The 10,773-nt window shown below is 65.2% G+C and carries 10 protein-coding genes; 6 read left to right on the top strand and 4 right to left on the bottom strand.

Features of this window, described 5'->3' with window-relative positions; genetic code table 11:
- Positions 1 to 2: 2 nt before the first annotated feature.
- Positions 3 to 968 carry an NAD(P)-dependent alcohol dehydrogenase gene (locus O9320_17960; GenBank protein ID MCZ8312734.1) on the top strand — a complete coding sequence of 322 codons (966 nt, stop codon included), beginning with the start codon at positions 3 to 5 and terminating at the stop codon, positions 966 to 968.
- A 9-nt stretch (positions 969 to 977) separates the two neighbouring features.
- On the opposite strand, the gene O9320_17955 is transcribed toward O9320_17960, so the two are convergent.
- Together O9320_17955 and O9320_17950 are read right to left on the bottom strand one after the other, a co-directional pair.
- Entirely contained in the window at positions 978 to 3,389 is a 2,412-nt protein-coding gene (locus O9320_17955) for a transketolase (GenBank protein ID MCZ8312733.1), read from the bottom strand.
- A complete protein-coding gene (locus tag O9320_17950; GenBank protein ID MCZ8312732.1) occupies positions 3,386 to 4,357 on the bottom strand; it encodes a threonine dehydratase in 972 nt (323 codons plus the stop codon). Before O9320_17950 ends, O9320_17955 begins: the two co-directional genes overlap by 4 nt.
- Positions 4,358 to 4,491: 134 nt before the next feature.
- Between O9320_17950 and O9320_17945 the strand changes: the two genes are divergently transcribed.
- The gene (locus O9320_17945; GenBank protein MCZ8312731.1) at positions 4,492 to 4,938 is read left to right on the top strand and encodes an Lrp/AsnC family transcriptional regulator; all 447 of its coding nucleotides are present in this window, start codon (positions 4,492 to 4,494) and stop codon (positions 4,936 to 4,938) included.
- On the opposite strand, the gene O9320_17940 is transcribed toward O9320_17945, so the two are convergent.
- Entirely contained in the window at positions 4,935 to 5,828 is an 894-nt protein-coding gene (locus O9320_17940; GenBank protein ID MCZ8312730.1) for a YegS/Rv2252/BmrU family lipid kinase, read from the bottom strand. The two genes, O9320_17945 and O9320_17940, sit on opposite strands and share 4 nt — an antisense overlap.
- A gap of 150 nt (positions 5,829 to 5,978) precedes the next feature.
- Here O9320_17940 and O9320_17935 point away from each other — a divergent pair, with 150 nt between their 5' ends.
- From O9320_17935 to O9320_17925, 3 genes are read left to right on the top strand one after another with little or no spacing between them, the layout of a single operon-like run.
- Positions 5,979 to 6,797, top strand: a complete 819-nt coding sequence (locus O9320_17935; GenBank protein ID MCZ8312729.1) for a UDP-2,3-diacylglucosamine diphosphatase — start codon at positions 5,979 to 5,981, stop codon at positions 6,795 to 6,797.
- A complete protein-coding gene (locus O9320_17930) occupies positions 6,794 to 7,870 on the top strand; it encodes a glycosyltransferase family 1 protein (GenBank protein ID MCZ8312728.1) in 1,077 nt (358 codons plus the stop codon). Before O9320_17935 ends, O9320_17930 begins: the two co-directional genes overlap by 4 nt.
- A gap of 42 nt (positions 7,871 to 7,912) precedes the next feature.
- Positions 7,913 to 8,155, top strand: a complete 243-nt coding sequence (locus O9320_17925) for a hypothetical protein (GenBank protein ID MCZ8312727.1) — start codon at positions 7,913 to 7,915, stop codon at positions 8,153 to 8,155.
- A 12-nt stretch (positions 8,156 to 8,167) separates the two neighbouring features.
- On the opposite strand, the gene O9320_17920 is transcribed toward O9320_17925, so the two are convergent.
- Entirely contained in the window at positions 8,168 to 8,416 is a 249-nt protein-coding gene (locus tag O9320_17920; GenBank protein MCZ8312726.1) for a hypothetical protein, read from the bottom strand.
- Between the two features lie 268 nt (positions 8,417 to 8,684).
- On the opposite strand from O9320_17920, the gene fusA reads away from it, so the two are divergent.
- Positions 8,685 to 10,760: an elongation factor G gene (gene fusA / locus O9320_17915; GenBank protein MCZ8312725.1), complete on the top strand. Its 2,076-nt coding sequence runs from the start codon at positions 8,685 to 8,687 to the stop codon at positions 10,758 to 10,760.
- The last annotated feature ends 13 nt before the right edge of the window (positions 10,761 to 10,773 follow it).

Below are 10,773 nucleotides of genomic sequence, written 5' to 3'. Positions count from 1 at the left end.
TCATGCGGGCTTGGATGTGCCGTGCCTACGGCGCGCCCGATCGGCTGACGCTCGAAACCGTCGCGCGGCCGGTTCCCAAAGCAGGCGAGGTGCGCGTACGCATCGTTGCAACGACCGTATCGTCGGCGGATTGGCGCATCCGAAGCCTCGAGATGCCGCGCGGCTTCGGCTTGTTCGGGCGTCTTGCCTTCGGGCTGCGGCGGCCGCGCCAGCCGGTGCTGGGGGCGGAATTCTCGGGCGTCGTCGACGCGGTTGGGGCCGGTGTGGCGTCGTTTGCGCCGGGCGATGCGGTCGTGGGTTTTCCCGGCATCGCGATGGGCTGCCATGCGGAATACCGCACGATGCGCGCGGACGCGGCCTTGGTGCGCAAGCCCGAAAATCTGTCGTTCGAGGAAGCGGCAAGCCTGTGTTTCGGCGGCACGACCGCCCTTCATTTTCTGCGTCGGGCCGGTCTTGCGCCCGGCGCGCGGATCCTCGTGCTCGGAGCGGCGGGGGCGGTCGGCTCGGCGATGGTGCAACTTGCCGGTCGGCGCGGCGCCGTCGTCACGGCCGTGACGCGTGCCGCCAACCACGATCTGGTTCGGTCGCTTGGCGCTGCCGTCGCGATCGACCGCGAAGCGGTGGATTTCCACGAGATCGGCGAAACGTTCGACGTGGTTGCCGACACGGTCGGCGCGTCGGACTTCGCGCGCTGCGCGAAGCTGCTCGACGAGGGCGGCCGCTATCTTGCGATCGCTGCCGATCTCAAAGGTATGTTCCAGCGCCGCATCGGGACCAAACGCGCGATTGCCGGTCCGGCACCCGAGCGTGTCGCGGACGTCGCCGAGTTGGCGCGCCTGGCCGAAGCGGACGCGTTTCGGCCGGTCGTCGGCAGCGTCCTGCCGTTCGAACGTTTGCCCGAGGCGCATATCCTGGTCGCGAGCCGACGCAAGTGCGGCAGTGCCGTCGTGCGCGTCGCAGCCTCGTAGAACAGCCGATCACGCGCGATGGCGCAGCGGGCGGCCCGGGGCGAGTGCTTCGGCCGCACGCAGGATGCCGTCGGCGTCGATGCCGTAATGGCGATAGAGATCGGCGATGGTGCCGGTCTGGCCGAAATGCTCGACGCCGAGCGCGCGCATGCGATGGCCGTTCACGGCCCCGAGCCACGCAAGCGTGGCCGGGTGGCCGTCCACAATCGAGACGATGGCGGCGCCTGAAGGCACGTCCGTCAGCAAGCGTTCGACATGGGCGCGCGCGTTCGGGTTGCCGTTTTCGCGCGCGCGCTGCGCGGCCGACCAGCCCGCATGCAGACGGTCGGCCGAGGTGACGGCGAGCAGGCCGATATCGCGCCGATCTTCGCCCATGCGGCCCACCGCTTCGATGGCCTCGGGAGCGACCGCCCCGCTATAGGCCACGACGACCGATGCGTTGGGGCCGGGTTGCCTGAGCCAATAGCCGCCATCGACGATGCTGCGCGCGAGATCGGGCGTCATCGCGCGTTTGGGCTGCTCGAGCGGGCGCGTGGACAGGCGCAGATAGATCGACCCGCCCGTGTCGTCGCGCAGCCAGGTGCGCTTGTCGGGTTCGCTTTTATCGCCCCCGCTCTTGTCACCATCCCGCTGCATGTAGTCGAAGCCGAAGCGCATCGCGACGGCAAGCTCGTCCACGAACGCAGGCTCGAAGGCGCACAGCCCGTCCTGCGCCATGCCGACGAGCGGCGTTGCGATCGATTGGTGCGCCCCGCCCTCGGGGGCGAGCGTCACGCCCGAGGGCGTTGCGACGAGCATGAAGCGCGCATCCTGGTAGCACGCATAGTTGAGCTGGTCGGCCGCGCGCAGGATGAACGGATCGTAGACCGTGCCGATCGGCAACAGCCGTTCGCCGTTGATCGCGTGCGACAGGCCGAAGGCCGACAGCGCCAAGAACAGATTCGACTCCGCGATGCCGAGTTCGAGATGCTGGCCTTGCGGCGAGAACGACCATGCGTAGGTCGACGGGATGCGCTCGGCCTTGAAGATGTCGGCCATCTTCTCGCGCGCGAACAGGCCGCGCCGATTGACCCACGGCCCGAGATTGGTCGAGACCGTCACGTCCGGGGCCGTCGTCACGATGCGGGCGGCGAATTGGCTGTTCTCGCGCGCGATCTCGTTGAGGATCTGGCCGAAGCCCATCTGCGTCGAGATCGGTTTGGCACCCGGTGTGGGGTAGGCCAGCGTTTCGGGCACGGGAACGGCAGGGGCTGCAAGGCGCCGCGAGTGGGCGCTGAAGAACGGCGTTTCGTCGAGGAAGGCCTGCAGCTTTTCGGACGGCTGCGTCGTCCCTTCCCATTTGTCCCATTCGTGGCCGGGACGCACATTCGCGGCGGCACGAAAAACTTCCATCTGCGCCGGATTCATCAGGCCGGCATGGTTGTCCTTGTGGCCCGCGAGCGGCAGGCCGAAGCCTTTGATCGTGTAGCAGATGAACACGGTCGGGCGGTCGTGCGTTGCGGCTTTCTCGAAGGCTGCGAGCAAGGAAGGCAGATCGTGGCCGCCGAGATTGCCCATGAGGGCGGCAAGCTCGGCGTCCGAGCGCTTCTCGATCAGGCGCAAGACCGGGCCTTGATCGCCGATCTCGTCGGTGAGGCGCTTGCGCCATGCGGCCCCGCCCTGGAACACCAGCGCCGAATAGAGCTGGTTCGGGCAGCGATCGATCCACGCCCGCAGCACCTCGCCGCCGGGTTCCGCAAAGGCGGCTTCCTGCAAGCTGCCGTATTTGACGATCGCCACGTCCCAGCCGAAATTGGCGAACATCGTCTCGAACTTTTCCCACAGACCTTCGCGGACCACGGCGTCGAGCGATTGACGGTTGTAGTCGACGACCCACCAGCAATTGCGCAACCCGTGCTTCCAGCCTTCGATGAGCGCTTCGTAGATGTTGCCCTCGTCCATCTCGGCATCGCCGATCAGCGCCACCATGCGGCCTTCTTGGCGGTCCTTCATCCAGCCGCGGCTGCGCACGTAATCCTGCACGAGCGACGAGAACAAAGTCTGCGCCACGCCCAGGCCCACGGAACCCGTCGAGAAATCGACGTCGTCGGTGTCTTTGGTGCGCGAGGGGTAGCTTTGCGCTCCGCCGAGCCCGCGGAAATTTTCGAGTTTTTCGCGGGTTTGGTTGCCTGCGAGATATTGCAGCGCATGGAAGATTGGCGAGGCGTGCGGCTTCACCGCCACGCGGTCCTGGCCGCGCAACGCGCCGCAATAGAGTGCGGTCATGATCGTGGCGAGCGAAGCCGACGAAGCCTGGTGGCCGCCGACTTTGACTTCGCCTGCCGCGCGCAGATGGTTGGCGTTGTGGATCGTCCACGACGCCAGCCACAGCACGCGCCGTTCGATGTCGGCGAGATATGCGAGGTGCGCTGCGTTTTTCATGCGGGCACCGGCGTTTGGCCGCCGAGCACTGTGCGGAAAACCGGCGTGTCGACATTGCCGCCGCACAGGATGAGGCCGATCTTTTCGCCCTTCATGCTGTCTTTCTCCTGCAGCAAGGCCGCAAGCGGGGCCGCACCGGCACCCTCGGCCACATTGTGCGTATCTTCGAAATAGGCGCGCATGGCGGCCGCGATCGCATCCTCGCCGACCGAGACGATGCGCGCCGCACCCGCCGATATGATCGCGAGCGCTTCGGCCGAGGGCACGCGCACCGCCATGCCGTCGGCGAATGTGCGCGCCGAGTTGGTCTCGACCACGCGGCCGGCATCGAGCGAGAGCTTGTAGGCTTGCGCTTCGTCGGCAACGACGCCGACCACTTTGGTTGCAAGGCCGAGAAGATCGCGTGTACGGATGACGCCGCAAATGCCGGAGCCGAGCCCGATCGGCACATAGACCGTATCGAGATCGCGGTGGCTCCCGAACAGCTCGTGGGCATAGGTCGCAACGCCGAGCACGAGATCGCGCTGGAAGGACGGGGCGAATTCGTAGCCGCGCGTTTTGGCGAGTTCCATCGCGTGGCCGCGCGCCTCATCGAAATCGGCGCCGTATTCGACGAGTTCCGCGCCGAGGCTGCGCATCGCCGCGTTCTTCTCGACCGAGTTGCCGCGCGGTACCACGATCGCGACGGGCACACCCGCTTTCGCACCGGCATAGGCGAGGCTCTGGCCGTGATTGCCGCGCGTGGCGGAGACGACACCCTTCACATGCGGGCGCTCTTGTTTGAGGCGGGCGAAATAGACGAGCCCGCCGCGAATTTTGAACGCACCCACGGGCGTATGGTTCTCGTGTTTGACGACAACCTGCGCGCCGGTGCGTGCGGCCAAGAGCGGCCACGCATATTGCGGAGTCGCCTGGAAATGCGTGTGCACCAGGGCCGCGGCGTCTTCGAGTTCTTTGAGGCTAAACATGTCGCGACTTTAACATGGCCAAGGCGCGTTCGATCATCGGCGCCAAAATATCAAAAACTTGATTTTTGTGGCGCCTAAATCAAATTTTGTGCAAATAGTTTGCATTATCCTAAAGAAACCTGGAGTTTTCGCGCGTGGATGAATTCGACGATCGTATTCTGGCCGCACTGACGAAAAACGCGCGCGCGAGCAATCTCGAGCTCGAGGCCAAGGTCGGGCTGTCGCACTCGGCCATCTCGCGCCGCATTGCGCGTCTCGAGAAGGCCGGTATCATCGAAGGCTACGGCGCGCGCATCGACCGCGCGAAGCTCGGCCTAACCGTGCGCGCCTTCGTGGGTGTGACGCGCGATCCGTCGATCTCGGCCGAGGACTTGGCGCAAACGCTTGCGGCGATTCCGGGCGTTGCTGTCGGCTACGTGGTGACCGGCGACCAGGACGTGTTCCTGGAGGTATTCGCCAAAAACCTGCAGGACTTCGCCGACCTCATGCTGGCGCGCGTGCAGAGCGTTCGCGGTGTGGCGACCACGCGTACCATCTTCGTCATGCGCGAATGGCGCGCCGATGCGGAGGCTGTCGCTTAACCCGGCGGACCGACGAGGATTGCGGCAGCGCGCAGCGCTTCGAATTTTGCGGGCAGGTGTGCGATCACGTCGCCGTCGCCTTGCACGGGCTCGCCGACAGGCCCGTCGATGTCGATCGTTTGGGCCGCAAGGATGCGCACGTCGGGCCGCGTGGGCAGGCGGCCGGTGGCAAGGGCGAGCGCATAGCGGATCGTCGCAAACCGCCCGGCGCGCTGGAACAGCACCACTTGCAGCTCCGGCGATTCGAGCCGCGCTTGCGGGGCGGCCACGAACTGGCCGCCGTAATAGTGCCCGTTGCAGATCAGCAGCGAGGCCGCGCGCATTGGCACACCATCGACGCGCACATCGTAGAATTTGTTGCTGTAGACGACGAGCTGGCGCAGCGTCTCGAGCACGTAGGCGCCCTTGCCGAGTGCGCGCTTGAGCTTGCTCGACACGTCGCGCACCACGTGCGCATCGAAGCCCACGCCCGCCATCATCGAAAAGCGACGGCCGTTGACTGTGCCGAGCGTGACGCTGCGCGGGCGGCCGTCCATGATCGCCGCCGCGACGTTTTTGGCCGACATGCCGATGCCGAGTTCGGCGGCGAGCACGTTGGCGGTCCCGAGCGGCACGATGCCGAGAGCCACCGAGCTGCCGCAGAGCCCATTGAGCGCCTCGTTGATCGTGCCGTCGCCGCCCGCCACCACGAGGCGGGCTGCCCCGGTAGCTGCGGCCGCACGCGCCAGCGCTTCGGCATCGCCGCGCGCCTGAGTGGGCTCGAGCCGCACCGAAGCGGCGCGCGCTTCGAGCGCTTCGAGGACGCGCGACAGAAATCGGCGCCGCCGCCGCCCGGCGATCGGGTTGTAGACCACGAGCAACGGCGCGGGGGCCGCGAGGTCTTGTGACATGACGATGACGATCCTGTGAAGTTACGAAGATATTCGACCGCAATGGAATATTCACTTAAGTTTACTACCACAAAAACAATATACAGAAGATGAATTCCTGACGACATCCATATATGGGGTGGGCTTGTGGATCGTTCTGTGGACAATCGTATGCTGCACGAACCCGACGGTCTCGATCGCGGCGCCGTGCCCGACGAGGTCGGCGTCCGGCGTTGGCGCGCCATCTTCGTGTCCGACATCCATCTCGGCACGCGCGGCTGCAAGGCCGAATTCCTGCTCGATTTCCTGCGCTACAACGAAAGCGACAAGCTCTATCTCGTGGGCGATATCGTCGACGGCTGGCGCATGAAGCAGAGCTGGTTCTGGCACCAGTCGCACAACGACGTGGTGCAGAAGATGCTGCGCAAGGCGCGCAAAGGCACCGAGGTCGTCTACATCCCCGGCAACCACGACGAAATGCTGCGCGACTATCTCGATCTGCATTTCGGCGGCGTTTATGTGGCGGGCGACGCGATCCACACCACCGCCGACGGGCGCAAGATGCTCGTGATCCACGGCGACGCGTTCGACGGCATCGTGCGCTATGCGCGCTGGCTCGCGTTCCTGGGCGACCACGCCTACAATTTCGCCCTCTGGTCGAACGAATGGTTCAACCGCGGACGCCGCGCTTTCGGCTTCCGCTACTGGTCGCTGTCGGCCTGGCTCAAGAACAAGGTCAAGAACGCGGTCAAATACATCGACGATTTCGAGCAAGCGCTCGCCGCCGAAGCGCGCCGGCGCGGGCTCGACGGCGTGATCTGCGGCCACATCCACAAGGCCGAGATCCGCGACATCGACGGCATCGCCTACATGAACGACGGCGACTGGGTCGAAAGCTGCACGGCCCTGGTCGAAGACTGGGACGGAACTTTCCAGATCGTGCATTGGGCCGAAGTTCGGCAGCTCGACATGATGGAGACAGTGCGATGATCGATTCCAGCGCTGCGGACTCGCGCAAGAGCTTGCGCATCGCGATCGTCACGGATGCGTGGCGCCCGCAGGTCAACGGCGTGGTGCGCACGCTGACGGAGACCAAGCGCGAGCTCGAGCTCGCGGGCCACACGGTGGAGATGGTGGCACCCGAACTTTTCACGACGTTCCCGTGCCCCACCTATCCCGAGATCCGCCTGTCGCTCGCAGGGGCGGGCAGTGTCGGCAAAATTCTCGATCGTTTTGCACCCGACGCCGTACACATCGCGACCGAAGGCCCGCTCGGCTGGGCGGCGCGCAAAGCCTGCCTCACGCGCGGCCTGCCGTTCACGACCGCTTACCACACGCGCTTTCCCGAATATGTCGAAGCGCGCACGAAGCTGCCCGTGGGCATCAGCTATTCGGTGCTGCGCCGCTTCCATGCGCCCGCCAGCCGCGTGATGGTGCCCACGCCCACGGTCAAAGCCGATCTCGACAAATGGGGTTTCAAGAACGTCGTGCTGTGGACGCGCGGCGTGGATCTCGAAATCTTCAAGCCCGGCCCGCGCGACCGGCTGCAGACCAAGCCGCCGATTTTCGTTTATGTCGGCCGCGTCGCGGTCGAGAAGAACGTCGAAGCGTTTCTCGCCCTCGATCTGCCCGGCTCCAAATGGGTCGTGGGCGAGGGGCCGGCGATGGCGTCGCTGAAGGCCAAGTACCCAACCGTCTCGTATCTTGGCGTGCTGCAGCAGAAGGAACTGGCAAGCGTTTACGCCGCCGCCGACGTGTTCGTGTTTCCGTCCAAGACCGACACGTTCGGCCTCGTCCTTCTCGAGGCCATGGCCTGCGGCACGCCCGTGGCGGCGTTCCCGGTCACCGGCCCGCTCGACGTGCTGGGCGACGTTCCGCCCGACCAATCCGGCGGGGCGATGGACGACGATCTGCGCGTCGCCTGCTTGCGTGCGCTCGAAATTCCGCGCGAGCGTGCCCGTGCCCACGCCATGCGCTACAGCTGGGCCGAATGTGCGCGCCAATTCGCCGACCATCTGCGCCCGCGCAACTTCGGCGGGCCGACGGCAGCCGCGGCCGAATAGCCCTCGCCGCCTGCGCGTTGTCGCTTCCAAGGAGGCGACACGATGCGGATTTTCATCTATGCGGCGATCTTTGCGGCCCTGGCGGGGCCGGCACTGGCCGAAACGCTCGTCCAGCGCGATGCGGCTGGACGGCGAACGGGGACTATCGAGATCGAGCCCAGCGGGCGCCAGATCTTGCGCGATGCACAAGGGCGGCGGACAGGCACCATCGAACCCGATGGCCCAAACCGCATGGTCGTGCGCGACGCGCTCGGTCGGCGCATCGGCACGCAGGAACGGCAATAGACGCAGTAGGGTTTAGTGCTTGATGCCGCGCAGGCGGGCTTGCAGTTCCTGCTGGAAGACCCCGCCGTCGCGGCGGTTTTTGGCCTTCAGGAACTCGCCGACGACCTTTTGGGCGGCGGCCTTGTCGTAGATTTCCCCGCCCTCGACCACGCACTTGGCGCGTTCGAGCACTTTGGGGTCCAGCTTGACGCGGATTTTGTCGGCCTGGGCGTTGATCAGGCGCAGGCTGGCTTTGCGTTCGGGGCTCGGCGGATTCGGCATGGTTGAATCGTAGCCCAAAACCCCTAAATCAGCCAGCGATACGGCCGGGCCCTGGCCCAAGAACCAGCCTTCGGGCCAGCCTGGGGGGTTGCCAAGAGCACCCCGGCAGGATATATCCCGCGCCGTTTCAAGGTTTCCGGGCTGGCTCGCGCCCCGCCCCCCGATTCGGGGACGGGCGTCGGTCCGGTTTTTCTTGGAAATCGAACCCCATTTCCGGATTGCGGCCCCGTCCGGGGCGCGCGTCCGGCACTCTCCGACGGAGGCAGTCGTGCCCAGAACAGTCGCGCTCGAGAAGATTCGCAATATCGGCATCACGGCGCATATCGACGCCGGCAAAACCACGACAACCGAGCGCATCCTCTATTACACGGGCAAGTCCCACAAAATCGGGGAAGTGCACGACGGCAACACCACGACCGACTACATGGCGCAGGAACGCGAGCGCGGCATCACCATCACGTCCGCCGCCGTGACCGCCGAGTGGGAAGGCCACCGCATCAACGTGATCGACACGCCGGGCCACATCGATTTCAACATCGAAGTGAACCGCTCCTTGCGCGTGCTCGACGGCGCGATCTTCGTCATTTGCGGCGTGGCCGGCGTGCAGCCGCAGTCGGAAACCAACTGGCGCCTCGCCGACCGCTACAACGTGCCGCGCGTCGTGTTCATCAATAAGATGGACCGCACGGGTGCGGACTTCTACAAGGCCGTCGACTCGATGCACGAGAAGCTCGGCATCAAGACCGCGATCTGCCAATTGCCGATCGGTGCCGAAGGCGAGTTCAAGGGCATCATCGATCTCGTGCTGATGAAGGGCGTGGTGTGGCAGGGCGACGAGCTCGGCGCCAAGTTCAACGACATCCCGATTCCGGAAAACCTGGTCGAAAAGGCCAAGGAGTACCGCCAGCAGCTGCTCGACACCGTGCTCGGCATGGACGACACGGCCATGGAAGAGTTCTACGAAAAGGGCGACGTTTCGGTCGAGATGCTGAAGCGCTGCATCAAGAAGGGCGCCATCTTGGGCGAATTCCGCCCCGTATTCTGCGGCTCGGCCTTCAAGAACAAGGGCGTGCAGACGCTGCTCGACGCGGTCGTCGACTATCTGCCGTCGCCGGCGGACGTGCGCGGCATGCGCGTCGTCACCGAAGAGGGCGAGCCCGAGCGCTTCAAGCTCGCGAAGGACGAAGAGCCGTTCTCGGCCCTCGCGTTCAAGATGATCAACGACAAGTACGGCAACCTCACCTTCGTGCGCGTCTATTCGGGCGTGCTGCGTTCGGGCGACACCGTGCTCAACACCACGAAGGACGGCAAGGAACGCATCGGCCGCATGTTCCAGATGCACGCCGACAAGCGCGACGAAATCAAGGAAGTGTACGCAGGCGACATCGCGGCGTTCGTGGGCCTCAAGGACACGACGACGGGCGACACGCTTGCCGCCCCCGAAGATCCCGTGATCCTCGAGCGCATGGCGTTCCCGGTCCCCGTCATCGACATCGCGGTCGAGCCCAAGACCAAGGACTCGGTCGAAAAGATGGCGCTTGGCCTGCAGAAGCTCGTGGCCGAAGACCCGTCGCTTCGCCTGCGCACCGACCACGAGTCGGGCCAGACGATTCTGTCGGGCATGGGCGAGCTGCATCTCGAAATCATCGTCGACCGCCTGAAGCGCGAATACGGCGTGGAAGCCAACATCGGCTCGCCGCAGGTGGCCTATCGCGAGACGATTTCGAAGGCGCACACGGAAATCTACACGCACAAGAAACAGTCGGGCGGTTCCGGCCAGTTCGCCGAAGTGAAGATCAAGTTCGAACCGGTCGAGCGCAACGGCGGCGTGCAGTTCGAAGACAAGGTCGTCGGCGGCACGATCCCGCGCGAGTTCATCCCGGCGGTCGAAAAGGGCATCAAGGTGCAGTGCGAGCAGGGCGTGCTTGCGGGCTTCCCCACGGTCGACTTCAAGTACACGCTGCTCGAAGGCAAGTACCACGACGTCGACTCGTCCGCACTCGCCTTCGAAATCGCCGGCAAGGCCTGCTTCCGCGAAGGCATGAAGAAGGCCTCGCCGATCATCCTCGAGCCGATCATGGACGTGGAAGTCACGACGCCGCCCGACCATGTCGGCGACGTGGTGGGCGACTTGAACCGTCGCCGCGGCATCATCCAGAGCCAGGACCAGATCGCGACGTCGGTCATCATCCGCAGCCACGTGCCGCTGTCGGAAATGTTCGGCTACATCTCGGATCTGCGTTCGATGTCGAAGGGCCGCGCGTCCTTCACGATGCAGTTCGACCATTACGAACCCGTGCCGCGCAACATCGCGGACGAGATCATGGCCAAGAACGCGGCCTGATCCAAAGGTTCGG

The sequence above is a fragment of the Magnetospirillum sp. genome (assembly GCA_027532905.1).
GTDB lineage: Bacteria > Pseudomonadota > Alphaproteobacteria > CACIAM-22H2 > CACIAM-22H2 > Tagaea.
The sequence above is the reverse complement of the archived record's forward strand: the minus strand, read 5'-3'. Positions and strand labels throughout refer to the sequence as shown.